Here is a 17,339-nt window from a genome sequence, read left to right as displayed (position 1 = left end):
ATTAAGGGGGTATTTTTATGGAAAACAAATCTTCGAATAAAATAATAGTTTTAATTTCACTTATTTCAAATGTTTTAATGTTTGTTGTTGCATTTTATTTACTTATTTACGTTTTAGCAACTGGTGATGACCCAAATGGTCGACTCTTAAGTCATTTTGCAACAACAACATTGACTGCGTTACCTTTAATCGCATATGCAGTTCTTAAAGAAAAAATGAATGTCTTTTTACTCGTCTTTTACACGTTCTATGTATTTGTTGCTGTTTTCTTAGGTGCTTCAATGAACTTTTATAACCAGTTTGAAAACATTAATTATGATAAGTTAATTCATGTATTTTTTGGATACACCACTGCTATTTTAGGATTAATTGTATTAATTAAAACAAACAAACTCAATCAATCATCCCTCTTCTTCAACCTACTATTTATATTCTCATTCGGTATGATGATCGAAGCTGTATGGGAAATGCTAGAGTTTAGTATGGACCAATTACTTGGATCAACAACTCAAGGTGTACCTGTTTTAGGATTTAATGGGAAGTATTTAGTTGATGTTGGTGAAACTATGTTTGATATCATTTCAAACTTTATTGGTGTTTTAATCTTTATAATTCAATTCACTTTTTATACGAAAACAAAAAAAGCCCCAATCATGAGTTTCATGATTAGGGAACTTTCAAAGTAATGGTGAAAATCCTCGAAGTACCGCTCTAAATGTGCGATAGATCAAGTTATGTTTTTTGAAATCAGTCGAAGTAATTTTTCGGCTTTTTTCTTTTGTTTTTTCAAAGTATGTAACCATATCCTGTATGGTTTCTAAATCATTTAACCAAAGATTGTTTTCAAGGTGCATATATAAACTTCTAAAATCTAGATTAGATGATCCAATCATTGCAACCTTTTTATCGGTAATAATCATTTTAGAGTGAATAAATCCTGGTGTGTATTTATATAACTTAACACCATATCTTACTAACTCTTCTGCATAACTTTCAGAAACCATATAGATCAAACGTTTATCTGGTATTGAAGGTAAGATGATATTTACATCAATGCCACTTTCTGCAGCCAGTTTTAACGCTGTAGCAATTTCATTATCTAAAATTAAATATGGTGCAGTAATATAGATTGATTCTTTTGCATCATTAATTAAGTGTAAGTAGATACTTTTTGCTGTTAAATTCTTATCTACTGGAATATCACTAAATGGTATGTAATTTGAATCACCTTTTACAGTATGTTTTAAATAGTACTTTTGATAGTCGACTACCTTTTTAGTTGAGAAATGCCAGTTTTCTAGGAATATTGCTGTAAAGGACCAAACAGCTTCCCCTTCAACCATAATTGCAGCATCATGCCACTGACCAAATACTTTTTTCTTATTGGTGTATTCATCACCAATATTTATTCCACCCGTAAATGCAACTCTATTATCGATTACAACAATTTTTCTATGGTCTCTGTAGTTCATTGAAAAATTGATATGTAGTTTCATTGGATTAAATCTAACAACTTCAAAGCCTAGCTTTTCAAGTTGTTTATGATAATTAAACGGTAATTTAGTTGCTGAACCAAAGTCATCGTAAATGATCTTGATTTCAACACCTTCTTTTTGTTTTGCAATTAATACTTCTAAGATTTCATCCCACATCTTTGATTTAGTAATAATGAAATATTCCATGAAGATAAAATGCTTAGCTGTTTTTAATTGTTGTAATAATTCTTTTTGCTTCTCTTTTCCACTACCTAAGAAAAGAGATTTTGTATTTTTATATGCTGGATAATTTAAATTGACTAAATACATTTGTTGTTTAAGATATTCTTTACCAAATTGACTTTCAACATTTTTAAGTTCAACTTCTCTCACCTTAGATGCTGCAATCATTCTTGATGAACTTGAAAATGATAGACGTTCAGTTCTTGCGTATAAATAAAACATCACACAAAAGACTGGCAACAATAACAACATAATAATCCATAGTAATTTAAACATTGGATTTTCATCATCTGCAATTAAATGAAGTGTAATTAAAAAACCTAAGATCATCGATCCTAAGTGCAGATAGTACCAATCAGATGCAAATACATTTACAAACCAAACGAGAACAGATATTTGAAGTAAGAACATAAGTCCTACAATCATGACACGATTGGTTAAAAATGAGATGAGTTTTCTCAAAGTAATCACACTTTCTTAGTCATAAAGTTATCTTCTTAGTTGTTTAACTTAATCATACCATACATAAAAAAAGAATACACTCAAAATTGAGTGTATTCTAGCATTCTGTATACCCTAGGTCGGGAATACACGCCGCTGTGGCAATAAGATACTTTGATTATATCATATTTTTATAAAAGTAAACAAATATACTTCACATTTCTCCAATTCTATCTTTAAACTTTTTATTAAGCCATTTTCTACCACAAATGACATTCTTGAAATAAAACCACTGAACTCTAGTTTTAATACGATTGGTGTTCACGTATAAGTTTAAAACTTTTATACTATCGCTTAATTTAATAATGTATTTGATTCTTTTTGTACTTAAATTCAATTTCCTTATTAAGGAAGAATTTATTTCAAGTACATTACTGGTTCTAAATCTTGTAATAATTTCGCCATGAGCACAATAATTTCTTAATTCACGTAGAATTTCTAAAGAGTTTAAAAACATAGCTTTATCACCAGGCGTTAATCCAAAATCACTCAATATTAAATTAAACGTGCTCGTATTTAAGCCATATAAAAGCAATATTAAGTCATTAAACATTAAGGTTTTTATAATAACCCAAAGTGGTGGATGATAATATTCATTCACATATTCTCTAAGTATTTTCTGATAATCGACGTAATTTAGTTCGGTAATATTCCCCTTTAACCCAGAAAACAACATATCAAAATGATTCCCTGTTGGTATGGTATTTATAATCGAATAGAATTTCCCCTTAAATACATTGTTAGAGTTTGAATTGAATCTTCCTTTAAATTCTCCCTCTAAAATATTTATGTTTTTATTGGATCAAAAGTACATAACCCCGTAAAAGTGCCATTAAAAATCACATTATACTTAGAATACTTTTTAAAAAAGGTGTGTCTCTTTTTCATATCTGTCCCGTTATAAAATGAATTTATATAGCTGCTTGGTCCTGTCCCATGTAAGGGAATCGTATATTGACCAATATCCATTAACTTTAAATTATCTTCAGCTCTCGGTGGTGTGCTTACTGTTTGTTCTGAAAATCGATATGCGATGATACTTTTTAGTTTGTTTTCGAGCACAGTTAACTGACTGAATGTTTACGTAGTATCTTTTGATCAAGTATCATGATTTTTTTGAAAAGTCTGAAATTTATATTCTTTCTAAAGATTTTAGGTGTTTTTTGTTTTAGAAATAGAGTTACATTACCATTCATAATATTAAAATAATTGTACTTTAAAAGATCTATCTTTACACTTTTAGGATTATCTATTTTTATATTTCTCTCTAAGATCAAATTAATCTGTTCGTCAACTGTTTTAAATGTCTTGTTTTTCGCCATTACCGCTATAATCTCTTCTATCAAGTGTTTTATGTATCTTACCAGCAAGGCCGTAAACTTCTTTTGTTGTAATGCCACAAAGTGCGACTCTAAGGCCACTTTCCATAGGAATTAGATAAATACCTTCCTTAGTTAAGTTTTCAAAATCTAGTTCAGGATTTTTTGACTTAACGAGTACAAAGAACCCACCTCGATAAGGATAAATATCAAGACCTGCTTGTTTAGCTTCTTCTAAGAAAATCTCACCACGACCTTTAAGTGTTAATGTGAGACGTGTTAAAGTTTTTAAGTATTGTTCTTTTTGTGCAACTAATTGATTAAAGATACCAACACCTACAGAAGGAGCTGTACTCCATTTGCCAAGTGCATCATCAATGACATCTTTCTTAAAGAAATCGTATTGAGCTTTATTGTGGTGTAAACCAATTAAACCACCAAGTCTCACACCATACATTGCAAACGATTTAGATGCAGAGAAACAAATTAAGACTTGAACGTGTTCTTTTAAATCCATAAAGAATTCAAATGTCTTTCTTGCATTTTTAAATCCACGTGGATCATAATCAAAATATGCAAGGTCAAACGTTAGAATGATTTCATTTTGATCAAATTTATTTACTATTTTTACGATAGCTTGCCATTCTTCCTCTGACAATTGGAATCCAGTTGGATTATGACAAGGGTCATTTATCACAATAATAATCTTCTTTTGGTTTTTAGCTAAATATGCTAATTGTTCTTCAAAGTCTTTAAGGTTGAAGTGTTCACCATCAAAAAGCTTATGTTCATGGTAACCCATCTTGGCTGTTCTTAGGAAATAATCGTAACGCCAACGAAGATCTGAAACAAGTGCTTTATCACCAATTTCACCATAACTATTAAAAACCATAGATAAAGCACCAGAGCCACCTGGTGTTGAAATACCTGTTAACATGAACTTCTTTTCTAACATTTCACGTTTTTCATCAAGTACCCAATCAATTAAATTCTCTTCGAATACCTTACCACCATCTGTTGCCCCGTATTTGAAAGTCTCAAAAAGATCTAAATTTTTAAATGCTTTTTCTACGTCTGGAATAATCAGCTTACTTTCATCATCATAAAACATTCCAATTGTTGCATCAATGATATTAGGATTAATTTTCTTTTCTGCTTGTGCAATTTTAGCAATTTTTAATATATCTATTTTTCCCATTCGGATGCCTCATAAAACTGGTTTTACTTCAATTGTTTGAATGCGGTCAGGACCAACAGAAACAATTGAAACAGGAATTCCAGTGAGTTCTTCTATTTTTTTAATATAATTCTTTGCATTTGTTGGTAATTCATCAAATGATTTAACCTGTGTAATATCTTCCTTCCATCCTGGAAGAGAAATTGTCATAGGTTCACATCTTTCAAAATCTTTCACACTTGCTGGAATGCTATCAATTTCTTTACCATCTAACAGGTACTTAGTTACAATTTTAATTTCATCCAGTCCTGTTAAAACATCAAGTAAAGTAATCGCGAGTGTTGAAATACCAGAAACACGTTTTGAATAATTGATGACAACCGTATCTAACCAACCAATTCTTCTTGGACGTCCAGTTGTTGTACCAAATTCATTACCAATGATTCTAATTTTATCTGCAAGTTCACCAAAGAGTTCACTTGGGAATGGACCATTACCAACTCTTGTTGAGTATGCTTTAGTTACACCAATAGCACCTTTAATGAACCATGGTGCAAGCCCTGTATTAATTGGAATGCTTGCAGCAGTTGGACTGCTTGATGTGACATATGGAAATGTTCCATGATCAATACATAACAGTACGCCTTGTGCACCTTCAAATAAAATTTTCTTGGTGTGAACCATTTCATTTAATAGATACGATGTATCTTTAACATATGATTTCATAAAGTTTGCTAACTCAAGATATTTTGACACTAGTTCATTGATATCTACATTTGAAAGGTATGCTTTATTTTCTTCAAATTTTTTAGTTAAAATCTCTTTATTGTGCGGTCCTACGAAATCAGCAACTCTGACGCCACGACGACCATATTTATCTTCATAGGTTGGTCCAATACCTTTATGTGTTGTACCAATATTATCTTTAGTTTCATTTCTCTTATCTTTTTCAATGTGATATGGAAGAACGATATGTGCTCGATCTGAAATATATAAATTAAAGCTGTTTTCTAATTTAGATAATTCATCATAAAAAGCCTCTGGATTGATAACCATTCCATTCGCCATGACATTAATTGTCTTAGGATTTAAAATACCTGATGGTAATAAATGAAGTGCATACTTCTTACCATCAAACTTAACTGTGTGTCCAGCATTATTGCCACCTTGATATCTTACAACAACATCTGCACGACTTGTTAAATAGTCAGTAATTTTACCTTTTCCTTCATCTCCCCATTGAGTCCCTAAAACAGCAATATTCTCCATTATGTCACCTCGTAAAAAAAGAAATTGGTTCATTAAAACCAATTTCCATTTTAACATGTTTTTACAATCTATATAAGTTCAATAACTTATATCTTACTTTTTCAAGAGTTGTAGGTATGTTTCTATAAACTGACATGCAAGATATAACCAATGTTCTTGATGATTTCTAACAATCATCGTGATTTCAACGTGACCTCTTGTGGTGCCAAATGCCATCTTAGTCTTAACTTTAGTTGAAGCCTCAAGTAACGCAACACCATCCACTTCATTCGATTTATCGAGAGTTAAGGTCATCTTGACAGATTCTTTGGTTACAGAAGTTTTATCAACACCAATCATATTACCAAGACGTTTATATAGTTTTTCATACATGTATGTTAAGACGTCAACATCAATCTCACCAAAACGGTCAATGAGTTCATTTTTCAAGTCTTCTAATTCTGCTGTTGTATTTAGACTTGCGATACGTTTATGGATTTCAATTCTAACCGGATCTGAATTAATATAGTCGGTTGGAATATGACGCGATGCAAAAACTTGATCTTGAACTTGTACTTTTGGTTCATCTTCAAGTTTACCTTGCATAACCTCATCTAACAATTTCATATAAAGTTCAATACCTACTGAATCAATAAATCCTGATTGTTCATCACCAAGTAAATCACCTGCACCACGAATAGATAAGTCACGAAGTGCAATCTTAAATCCACTACCTAAATCCGTAAAGTCTTCAATAACTGAAAGACGTTTTCTTGCTTCATCGTTAATATTTTTATATGCATCAAACATTAAGTAAGCATATGCAATACGATCAGAGCGACCAACTCTACCTCTTAATTGATAAAGTTGCGCTAACCCAAGTTTATCTGCATCATGAATAATTAATGTATTGGTATTTGGAATATCAACGCCAGTTTCGATAATTGTTGTTGATACTAAAACATCATAATCTTTATCAATAAAATCGGATAAAACTTCTTCTAATTTATTTTTATTCATCTTCCCATGTGCAAAAGTGATTTTTGCATTAGGTACTAACTTTTGAATCTTCATAACAACATTTTCAATCGTTTCAACACGATTATATAAATAGAAGACTTGTCCACCACGCGCAAGCTCTCTATCAATTGCTTCCTTAACCAGTGCATCTTGACGTTCAACAACATACGTTTGAACAGGATAACGATTGAGTGGTGGTGTTTCAATCATTGATAAATCTTTTAAACCGTACATTGCCATTTGAAGTGTTCTTGGAATTGGTGTTGCTGATAAAGTTAAAGTGTCTACATTAACTTTCAATTCTTTAATCTTTTCTTTATGTTCAACACCAAATCTTTGTTCTTCATCAATAATAAATAAACCAAGATCTCTAAATTTAACATCTTCACTCAAGATTCTATGTGTACCAATTACAACATCTACTCTACCTGTTGCAAGTTTTTCTAATGTTTGTTTTTGTTCTTTCGTTGAGATGAAACGTGAAAGTAATGAGACGGTTGCTCCATACTTTTCAAATCGATCTTTAAAGGTATGATAATGTTGTCTTGCAAGTACTGTAGTTGGAACTAAATAAGCCACTTGCTTACCATCTAAAACGGCTTTAAATGCGGCTCTTAATGCAACCTCTGTCTTACCAAAACCAACATCACCTGCAATTAATCTATCCATTGGACGAATGGATTGCATATCTTGTTTGACAGCATCAATCGCAGCCTTTTGGTCTTTAGTTTCTTCATAACTAAAATCGAGATCAAATTGTTTTTGAAGTTCATTATCTTCACTAAATTTAAAGCCTTGTGCAGAGTTTCTCGATGCATAAAGTTTAAGTAATCTATCTGATAGATCTTTAATCTTTTTACGAACAGATGCTTTAGTTTTACTCCATTGTTTTGACCCTAATTTAGAAAGCTTAGGTGCAATACCTTCATGTGAACGGTATTTTAATACAAGTTCAATTTGATCTGTTGGAACATAAAGTGCTTCATTGTTTTCATATACAATATGCAGATAATCTCTCTTCTCTCCAGACAAACTCATTGTCTTTAATCCAAGATATTGTCCAATTCCAAAATCATAGTGTACAACATAATCACCAACTTCAAGTTCTGATGAATCTCTAATTTTAACTGCTTGATTAATAACTGAACGGTATCTAATTTTTGTTCGATGTTTTGTAGAGAAAACAGTGTCTTCTGTTAAACATAAAACATGCTCATTTGTATCAATGAATGACCCCGGCAAATCAGCTTCAATCACATGGATTGCACCAGGTTCATATCCATTTAATACATATTTCATTTTTTGATTGTCAAAGAATTCTTTAACTTTTTCAAATGAAACTTTATTTCTTAAGGCAATAAAAATGTCATAACCACTGTACTGGTTTAAATAGATAAATAATTGATTGAGTTCCCCAAAAAATGCTTCAACATCTTGCACATTGAGTGGTGTTGAAAAAGGATTAGTTGATTGGTAAATATCAATCATTAAATGAACTTTAGGTTTGATTTCATCAAAGTTCAAGCGATAGTTGAGCTTTAAGAAATTATCTCCCATCATTGTTTCAGCATATGTCATTAAGTCTGATTGCGTAGTTTCTTCATTAATAGCAATCTTAAATGGATCAACTGCTACAAGTTCATAACTACCCAAAAAATCTAAAATGGTTGTCTTTTCTTTATTGAAGAATTCAATATAGATATGTAAACCGTCCATTCTTTTTCTAGTATCTAAAAGTTCTAAATCATTATCTAATTTAGCTTGTTCTTTTTCTGAAAGTTGTGCATTACTAAAATACGATTTAATATCTTCGATAGCTTTTAGTTTTTGTGTATTAGTAAAAAAGAGTTCATTTAAAGGTGAAATGTCAATTGAATCGACTTTATCAATACTCTTTTGTGTAACAACATCAAAAGTTTTTATTGTTTCTAATTCATCACCAAAAAAATCTAGTCGATATGGTTCTTTGTTGTTATGTGTAAAAATATCTACGATTGAACCACGAACAGAAAACTCACCAGGTCTTTCAACTGTATAGTTAAAGGTAAATCCATCATAAACAAGTTTTCTTGCAAGTGCTTCAATGTTTACAGAATCTCCAACCCTTAAGGTTTCAACACTATTTTTATAATCTTGTGGTGTTAATTGTCTTTTTAACAATCCTTCTTGTGTTGTAACAACAATATATCTTTTTTCACTATCAATGAGTTTTCTTAAAGTATATAAACGTTCATTTTTAAATTCTGGTGAACCCAGTGCCATCATTGAAGTTAAAACTTGATCTGCAGGATAAAACAAAACATCATCATCACCAAGAATAGATGATAGACTATCGTAATACTTTTGAGCATCATATAGATTTGGAAGTACAACAAGTAAATTCTTGCTATTTTGTTTGAATCTTAATGCTAAAGCAAGTTCAATAAAAGCGTGATTTACATTAGAAAAATGACCTGTTTTACTGGTCAATAGTTTAGATTTTTCAAGTATTTTAAATAAATTGTCCGTCATTTTTTGTCATTTCCTCCACGTAAGAAAGCCCCAGATTATTTGACCTGGGGGGTGTTATATTTATTCATTAAGTTTTCAAAACTCATTTTGTTAATCCAGTCGAAGATTAAATCACGACACTTATCAAAGACAGGCATTAAAACATCAATTTCCTTAGGTGTAAACTTACCTAATACATAATCTGCCTTGTTCATAAGGTTATTATCACCAATACCAACTCTAAGACGTTTAAACTCTTGAGTACCTAATTGAGTGATGATATGTCTTAATCCGTTTTGTCCACCATGACTACCACTACCACGAAGTCTTATTTTACCAAGTTCTAAGGCAGTATCGTCTGAGATAATGATGAGGTTATCTTTTTCAACTTTATAAAAGTTCATTAACGCAATCACTGCTTGACCTGAAAGGTTCATGTAAGTGAGTGGTTTTGCAAGAATGACATCTTCACCATTGATTTTAGTTTTAATGTAAGCTGCTTGAAGTTTGTTATCGACTTTAAGTTCTAAGCTTAAGTCTTTTAAAATTCTGTCGATAACAATAAATCCGATATTGTGTCTTGTTTGTTGATATTCTCGTCCTGGATTACCTAATCCGACGATTAATTTCATTAGACATCCTCAGTAATTCTGTTAAAGATTTGAGAAATTGGTTCATCATTTAGAATGTGAATAATTGCTTCACCTAATAAATTACCAATTGATAATTGTTTAATTTTTGTTTGACGTTTAGCAGGATCTAAATAGATTGTATCTGTTAAAACAAGTTCTGTTAATTGAGATTCTTGAATCTTTTTAGTTGCATCACCTGTTAAGACACCGTGTGTAACTGCAGCATACACTTCTTTAGCACCTGCTTGAAGTAATGCTTTTGCACCGGCCATTAATGTACCACCTGTATCAACGATATCATCTAACATGATACATGTTGCACCAGCGACATCCCCAATGATATTCATAACTTCAGCTTCATTAGGTCTTGGTCTTCTCTTATCAATAATCGCAAGCGGTGCTTGGAAGAAGGTTGCGAAAGTTCTCGCTCTTGTTACACCACCATGGTCTGGTGATACAACGACGATATTATCTAACTTTTTCTTTTTAAAGTAAGATGCTAAAAGTGGAGCTGCTGGGAAGTTGTCGATTGGAATGTCGAAGAACCCTTGGATTTGGGCAGCATGTAAGTCAATACATACAATACGGTCGATACCTGCAACAGTTAGTAGGTTTGCAACTAACTTAGCAGTAATTGGTTGACGTGATTTTACCTTACGGTCTTGTCTTGAATAACCAAAATAAGGCATGATGATTGTAATTGATGCTGCAGATGCACGTTTTAACGCGTCTGCTAAAATTAATACTTCCATGATGTGATCGTTTGCTGGTTGGCTTGTTGGTTGTACAACAAATACATGATTACCACGAACGGATTCTTCAATATTTGTTGTAATTTCACCATCAGCAAAGCGAACAACTTCTACATTTGATAGTGGAATATTCGCGGCTTTGGCAATTTTCTCTGCTAGGGGTCTATTTGCCGAAAGACTAAATAATTTAACCTTTTTTTCTTCGATACTCATATCTACACCTCGCTTATACAAAATCATTATATCATCCAAAGATGATAAATGTAGGCTGTTTTAACTCACAATGAAAGCGAAATGAAAATTTACAAAAAAATCACACACTAATGAACAAAAAAGCCGCATATAGCGGCATGATGTTCATCATCAAAAAATCGAAGATCTTCGAGCGTTACTATATATTAAATTCAGACTAACTCGTCTTTGAGCTAATCTTGGTGCTAGTTAGTCCCCTAATGACTCTTCTGGCACTTGTGTTAGAAGTGCTTCATTATAAGCTTTAATGATTGCATCTTCAACATGTTTGCGCATTTCTTGATGAATCGGATGAGCGATATCTCTAAACCCACCATTTGGCATCTTCTTGCTTGGCATTGCAACGAAAATTCCGTTTTCCCCTTCAATGACGCGGATGTCATGAACTACAAAAGCATCGTCGAATGTGATAGTGACTACGCCCCTTAATCGTGAATCACTAGCTACAAGCCTTACTCTCACGTCTGTTACTTGCATTTTGCCCCTCCTAGTTGTGTAAAACTACAATTATTATAGCATATTTTTTCAATAGTCAAGCGCTTACATTTCAAGTTGGTAAAATTTTTTTCATGTTTTGGCATAAAAAAGGAAATCAACTGAGTGATTTCCATTGTTTTGTTATTTCAATAAAGTCTGTAACCGTTAATAGTTCTGCTCTTGTATTTTCATCAAACCCAAATCGCTTTAAGAATTCCAACACCTTATCTTTTGGAAGATCAAACCCTGTTGATAAATTATTTAGAAGCGTTTTTCTCTTATGTTGGAAAGACTTTTTAACAATCTCGATATAAAGTTTTTCGAGTTCTGGTGTAAGTCTTCTTTCAAGTTTAGTAATCTTAATTACCATAGAATCAACTTGTGGTACAGGTGTAAACATTTTTCTACCCACATTAACAACTTTAGAGACTTCTGCATAATACTGCAAGATGGCAGAAAATGCATTGTATGATTTAAGGTTTGTTTCTGAGATCACACGGTCCCCAACTTCTTTTTGAACCATGATTGTAGCACTTTTTAGATTATCAATTTCTAAGAATTTGAAGATGATTGGTGTTGTAATGTTATAGGGTAAATTCCCAACCAGATGAATTTCTTCATCACCAAAGTAGTTTTTAAGTCTAGTTTGAACATCATCTTCTAAAAAATCTTTGAAGAAAATGGTTGCTTTATCAGATTCAAAACTTTTAAGTGTTTCCTTTAAACTTAAGTCGATTTCATATGCAAAGTATTTTTTAGCATCAAGCGATAAAAATTGGGTTAGTGCACCCAATCCTGGTCCGATTTCAAGTACATTTTTCCCTTGAATATTGGCATCATTTACAATTTTTCTTAAAAGATTTTTATCAGTTAAAAAGTTCTGACCAAATCTTTTTTTAGCTTGATGTCGCATATAGAACGTTTTCTAACTCCTCTTTTGTGATACCTAACCAATTAAGTCTAATGAGTAAGGTCTTTGCATTACAGTGTCCAATATGAAAATGCTCTGCTATTTTATCTCTTAGCAATTGGCTGTTTTGTTCTCCAGTTAAGCCAAGTGCATGTAAATCAGATGTTACTAGCTGATTATGATGTGCTTTTGGTCTGATTTCATATTGAAGCCTTTCTCTCAAAACTTTCGTTTTAATGTGTTCAATACCAATCTTTTTACCGTTTTTAGATCTTGCAACATCCTTTTCTACAAATATATGTGAAGGATTTTTAAGTTTCGCTGCAAGTCTTTTACGAATAGACTCACCTGCATGATCTGGGTCAAATACTAAAATTATATCTAATTTGTCTTCGTTTTTTTGAAGAAAATCAATGACATCTTGCTTGATTTGAGAACCACCCACAGAAATTGTTTGAATATCTGGATAGAGTGCCTTTAATCTTGCCTCATCATGATAACCTTCGACAACGTATATTCTATTTTTCATATTTTTTTATAGAAGAATTTTGGATCTATCTTCATTGAAGAAGTAATTAATGAGTGCACAATTGATGAGTGTTTTGAAAGTGGTACAACTTTATCTTTTTCGTTTAAGATATAAATTTGATCACCTAAATTATATTCAGTTGCATTGTATGCACCTTGAGTTACTGAAGTCTTTAAAGTATAATAGTGCTTTTCTTCTTCTGTCATAGAAGATAGTATCGCATTAATTTGCGCTTGATTTTCTTCAGTATCATCGATATAATCCCAGATTTTACGATTAAGGAAATCATGTGCAAGTTCATTTAAAATCTTGTCTTCTGATTTTAAGAAATAAGCAATTAGTCCATTCATATAGAAATCATCAACTTCTAGATAAGCATACATATCTTCTGGATTTTTAAGAATTGCTTTTAAGGCAGTCACATCTTGTTTAAAGTCAAAGCCTTGTTCAAGTAAATCTTTCACTCTTAAGTAAATCTTTTCTAAGATTACTTCATAAGCTCTTGCTTTTGGATGATAATAAACTTGCCAATACATATGGTACCTAGCAACTAAATAGTTTTCAATTGCGTGGATACCACTTGCTTTGAATACTAATTTCTTATCTTTAACAATAACAACTCGCATTAAACGATCTAAATCAATATGACCATATGCTGCACCTGTAAAGTATGCATCACGTTCTAAATAATCTAGACGGTCAATATCAAGTTGACTTGAAATTACTTGTTCAATTAAAGGATATTTCTTTTCTTTTAAAATGATTGAAGCAACATCATCTGCAAAAGTATCATCCACTTCATTTAAAACTTGACGAAGTTCTGGATGATTTTTAATCATATTTGCACCAATCTTTTCATGATTAACTTTAAAGACATATTCAAAAGCGTGTGAATATGCACCATGACCAATATCATGTAAAAGAGCAGATGCTAAAAAGAGTAACTCTTCTCTTTCTGTTAAAGCTTCTTTGATTTCTGGAATCATTGAGAAGCGATATGCAAGTTCATAAACTCCTAAAGAGTGTGAGAATCTTGAATGCTCGGCAGCATGAAAGACCATATGTACACCAGATAGTTGTCTAATCCTTCTTAAACGTTGAAACACACTTGTATCAATCAAGTGTGTAATCAAATCATATTCTATATGAATATATCCATACAATGGATCTCTAAATACTTGCTGTCTTTTTTTCTTTTCCATTATTCAACGATTTCGTACTTTTTAACTAAAGTAACAGTGTCGCCATTCTTAAGCATAAATGCAGCACCATCGTCAGTATCTAGATGGCAATCTAAACGGAAATTAGCATTCACACGGCATAAAACGTTATCTAAGATACCTGGTTTTACACCACCAATTTTGATTGAAACAACTTGTTTATCTGTTACACCAAATTCTTTAGCTTCTTCTAATGAGAAGTGAATGTGGCGATCTGCAATAATAACACCTTCAGATAATTCAACTTCGCCTGCAGGTCCAACTAATTTACAAGCACCACTGCCTTTAACATCACCTGATGAACGAACTGGAGCTTGGAATTTGTAACGGATGCAATCCGATTGTGATAATTCAACTTGTGATGCAGGTCTTACTGGTCCTAAGATACGGACACCTTCAAGGGCAAGTCCACTTGGTGATACAACAGTTACCTTTTCTTCGGCAGCATATTGTCCAGGTTGACTTAACATCTTAAAGACTTTTAGCTCATAGCCCTTTCCAAATAAGATTTCTAAGTGTTCTTGGGTAACGTGAACGTGACGTCCTGAGATCCCAACTGGTATATTTTTCATGATTAAACTTCCCTTCTATATAATCAATTTGATTATAACACTAAAAGAACGCATCACCTTCATAAAACAATTTGTTATAATGTATTTAAAGGAGTAAGACATATGAAAACCATTTTTTCCCAAATTATCGATCGTGAAATTCCATCATCAATTGTTTATGAAGATGACCTAGTGATTGCTTTTTTAGATATTACACAAGCAACCCCTGGCCATACACTTGTTGTAACAAAAGTGCCTTATCAAAATATTTTTGAAGTACCTGAAGAAACACTTAAGCATTTATTTGCTGTTGTACAAAAATTAAGCAAAGCTATCTTTAAAGCCTTTGATGCAAAGGGATTAAATTTACTTAATAACAATATGCCTGAAGCAGGACAAACTGTCTTCCATTATCATGTTCACATTATTCCTCGCTATGAAAAAGAGGAAGTTACCTTTAAACTAACAAATCATATGAGTACTTTAAATAGTGATGCGTATAAAAAAAGAGCAGCAATGATTATTGCGGCTCTATCGTAAATAATACACCATTTTGGTAATTTGTAACTTCACATTTTAAATTAAATCTATCAAGTGTTTCTTTAACAATTGCTAGACCTAATCCGAATTGTCCTTTAGATCCTTTTTCATATGCTTTAAAGATCTTAGGAATTAAGGCTTCATCAATTTGCTCACCGTCATTATAGATGGTGAGTTTTTTTGATTTTAATTGGATCACAATTTTGGTTTGAACATATCTTACTGCATTATCGACAATATTTGAAATGGCAACATAAATGTTTTCACGAACCATTCTGTGTTTCCAATCTTCTTTAATATCAACAATAAATTTAGCTTGTGTTAAATACTTATAGTGGTTAACCACTTGTTCAATGATTTCCTTCATTGAAATCATTTCGCGGTCGCCACCTAAATCAATATAACCAATTTTAGAATATTCAATAATTTGTTTAACTTTATTGTTTAAAACATCTGCTTGTTTAATAATAAGTTCTGCTGATTTTGAATCTTCAATGCCATCTAAAATGGCTTCTGCATAAGATTTAATCACTGCAATTGGTGTTTTCAAATCATGACCTAAGTTTTGGATCATTTCTTTTTTTGTATCTTCATTATTTTTAATCTCAACACGCATATTATCAATTGCTTTTGCTAAGCTTGAGATTTCTTCTGCACTGTCAATTGCAATCTCGGTTTGGTAATTATCTTGAACCATTTTGTCTACAACAAGTTTTAAATCATTTAACTTTTTAACGGTATTACTACTCCACAACCAAATGATAATCATACCAAGCGCTAGAATATTAATAAACGCCAAGGTTGTATAGAATGGTACATTCCCGGTTAACTCATTAATATACGCTTGTGTATTTGAAATTACAATAATCGCATACCTTGGATGATTAATATCATCAATGATTTCACCTAAGTAACTATAATTTCCAAATCTTGTATATTCAATATTCTTATAACTCAAATGTGTATTATTTAAGAAATACTCATTCTTAATCAGATTAATGATGTTATTTCTTTCTTTTGCATTTACAACATTATTTGAAAATGCCACCAAATCACCATTCATAATGATGAAGAAATCATTATACATAGATTCGTATTCAAAGTTGAATGTAACTGCGTTTGGATCATATTCTGACTTTATTTTTTTATAGTATTCACTTAATAAATATGCATTCTGGTTTTCATATCCTCTAGCAAATGAAAGGTTTAAAACGAATAAAAAAACCACACACGCCATGATGGATACAAAGCTAAATATAATATTTATTTGTGTGGTTAATTTAAATTGATTCATAATAAGCGATAGCCGTACCCATAAATCGTTTCAATTCGAAGTAGTGGCATCTTAGCGCGTAAACGTCTGAGCAGATCGTCAACAACACGGTCAGATCCAACATAGTTTTTACCCCAAATTGATTCAAGTAACATTTGTCTTTCAATTGGTTGTTGTTTATTCTTTAAGAACACTAACAACATTTCAAATTCTTTATTTGTAAGTTCGATTAATTGGTCATTGTGTCTAATTTCACGAGAATCTAATGAAATTGTATATTCAGAATACATCATATGTCCAGGTCTTGCATTCTTACGATTAAGAATTGCTTTCACACGTAAGATTAATTCTCTTGGAGAATATGGTTTTGCAAGATAGTCATCGCTACCTAATTCTAATCCCTTAATCTTATCAAGTGCTTGGTCACGAGCAGATGTAAAGATAATTGCTGCTTCAGGATTTACTTTTTTGATTGATTGAATTAAATCAAATCCATCAATTTCTCCTGTTAACATGATATCAAGGATCCAAAGATCAACTTGATCTGCAATATGCGGCATTGCAGATTCACCATCATAAAATACTGTCACATCATAATTTTCTCTAGCTAAGTACTTACGGATAATTTCTGATAAGTCTTTTTCGTCTTCAACATAATAAATTTTCACTGTCATACACCCCTTCTGATTAAGTGATTCTTTCCTTAATTTTATCACATAATTATGTGATT

At 31.9% G+C, this 17,339-nt stretch carries 16 protein-coding genes; 2 read left to right on the top strand and 14 right to left on the bottom strand.

Annotation, left to right across the window (positions count from 1 at the left end; all coding sequences use genetic code 11):
- The first annotated feature begins 17 nt into the window (after window positions 1–17).
- A complete protein-coding gene (locus tag JV173_RS06030) occupies window positions 18–686 on the top strand; it encodes a DUF2238 domain-containing protein (RefSeq protein WP_205735394.1) in 669 nt (222 codons plus the stop codon).
- On the opposite strand, the gene cls is transcribed toward JV173_RS06030, so the two are convergent.
- The 12 genes from cls to JV173_RS05970 form a co-directional block, all read right to left on the bottom strand.
- A complete protein-coding gene (gene cls / locus JV173_RS06025) occupies window positions 678–2,180 on the bottom strand; it encodes a cardiolipin synthase (RefSeq protein ID WP_205735393.1) in 1,503 nt (500 codons plus the stop codon). The two genes, JV173_RS06030 and cls, sit on opposite strands and share 9 nt — an antisense overlap.
- A 193-nt stretch (window positions 2,181–2,373) precedes the next feature.
- Entirely contained in the window at window positions 2,374–2,919 is a 546-nt protein-coding gene (locus JV173_RS06020; protein WP_307836874.1) for an Abi family protein, read from the bottom strand.
- 599 nt (window positions 2,920–3,518) lie between these two features.
- Window positions 3,519–4,736, bottom strand: a complete 1,218-nt coding sequence (locus JV173_RS06015; protein WP_205735391.1) for a pyridoxal phosphate-dependent aminotransferase — start codon at window positions 4,734–4,736, stop codon at window positions 3,519–3,521.
- Between the two features lie 9 nt (window positions 4,737–4,745).
- On the bottom strand, window positions 4,746–5,984 hold the full coding sequence (locus JV173_RS06010) for an adenylosuccinate synthase (RefSeq protein ID WP_205735390.1): 1,239 nt from the start codon (window positions 5,982–5,984) through the stop codon (window positions 4,746–4,748).
- 93 nt (window positions 5,985–6,077) lie between these two features.
- Window positions 6,078–9,494: a transcription-repair coupling factor gene (gene mfd, locus JV173_RS06005; protein WP_205735389.1), complete on the bottom strand. Its 3,417-nt coding sequence runs from the start codon at window positions 9,492–9,494 to the stop codon at window positions 6,078–6,080.
- Window positions 9,495–9,529: 35 nt separating this feature from the next.
- A complete protein-coding gene (pth, locus tag JV173_RS06000; protein WP_205735388.1) occupies window positions 9,530–10,105 on the bottom strand; it encodes an aminoacyl-tRNA hydrolase in 576 nt (191 codons plus the stop codon).
- On the bottom strand, window positions 10,105–11,070 hold the full coding sequence (locus JV173_RS05995) for a ribose-phosphate diphosphokinase (RefSeq protein ID WP_205735387.1): 966 nt from the start codon (window positions 11,068–11,070) through the stop codon (window positions 10,105–10,107). Before JV173_RS05995 ends, pth begins: the two co-directional genes overlap by 1 nt.
- A 228-nt stretch (window positions 11,071–11,298) precedes the next feature.
- The gene (spoVG, locus tag JV173_RS05990; protein ID WP_205735386.1) at window positions 11,299–11,586 is read right to left on the bottom strand and encodes a septation regulator SpoVG; all 288 of its coding nucleotides are present in this window, start codon (window positions 11,584–11,586) and stop codon (window positions 11,299–11,301) included.
- A 115-nt stretch (window positions 11,587–11,701) separates the two neighbouring features.
- Window positions 11,702–12,499, bottom strand: a complete 798-nt coding sequence (gene rsmA, locus JV173_RS05985) for a 16S rRNA (adenine(1518)-N(6)/adenine(1519)-N(6))-dimethyltransferase RsmA (RefSeq protein ID WP_205735385.1) — start codon at window positions 12,497–12,499, stop codon at window positions 11,702–11,704.
- Complete coding sequence (gene rnmV, locus JV173_RS05980; RefSeq protein ID WP_205735384.1) at window positions 12,483–13,025, bottom strand: ribonuclease M5; 543 nt, start codon at window positions 13,023–13,025, stop codon at window positions 12,483–12,485. Before rnmV ends, rsmA begins: the two co-directional genes overlap by 17 nt.
- A complete protein-coding gene (locus JV173_RS05975) occupies window positions 13,022–14,227 on the bottom strand; it encodes an HD domain-containing protein (protein WP_205735383.1) in 1,206 nt (401 codons plus the stop codon). Before JV173_RS05975 ends, rnmV begins: the two co-directional genes overlap by 4 nt.
- On the bottom strand, window positions 14,227–14,817 hold the full coding sequence (locus JV173_RS05970; protein ID WP_205735382.1) for a phosphate propanoyltransferase: 591 nt from the start codon (window positions 14,815–14,817) through the stop codon (window positions 14,227–14,229). The genes JV173_RS05975 and JV173_RS05970 overlap by 1 nt, the downstream gene beginning before the upstream one ends.
- A 102-nt stretch (window positions 14,818–14,919) precedes the next feature.
- Between JV173_RS05970 and JV173_RS05965 the strand changes: the two genes are divergently transcribed.
- Window positions 14,920–15,336: an HIT family protein gene (locus JV173_RS05965; protein ID WP_205735381.1), complete on the top strand. Its 417-nt coding sequence runs from the start codon at window positions 14,920–14,922 to the stop codon at window positions 15,334–15,336.
- On the opposite strand, the gene JV173_RS05960 is transcribed toward JV173_RS05965, so the two are convergent.
- Together JV173_RS05960 and JV173_RS05955 are read right to left on the bottom strand one after the other, a co-directional pair.
- The gene (locus JV173_RS05960) at window positions 15,317–16,630 is read right to left on the bottom strand and encodes a sensor histidine kinase (protein WP_205735380.1); all 1,314 of its coding nucleotides are present in this window, start codon (window positions 16,628–16,630) and stop codon (window positions 15,317–15,319) included. The genes JV173_RS05965 and JV173_RS05960 overlap by 20 nt on opposite strands.
- Entirely contained in the window at window positions 16,627–17,283 is a 657-nt protein-coding gene (locus JV173_RS05955; RefSeq protein ID WP_240453020.1) for a response regulator transcription factor, read from the bottom strand. Before JV173_RS05955 ends, JV173_RS05960 begins: the two co-directional genes overlap by 4 nt.
- Window positions 17,284–17,339 lie beyond the last annotated feature (56 nt).

This window comes from Acholeplasma equirhinis (assembly GCF_017052655.1).
Classification (GTDB): Bacteria; Bacillota_I; Bacilli_A; order Acholeplasmatales; family Acholeplasmataceae; genus Acholeplasma; species Acholeplasma equirhinis.
This window is presented reverse-complemented; position numbering and strand designations above follow the sequence as displayed.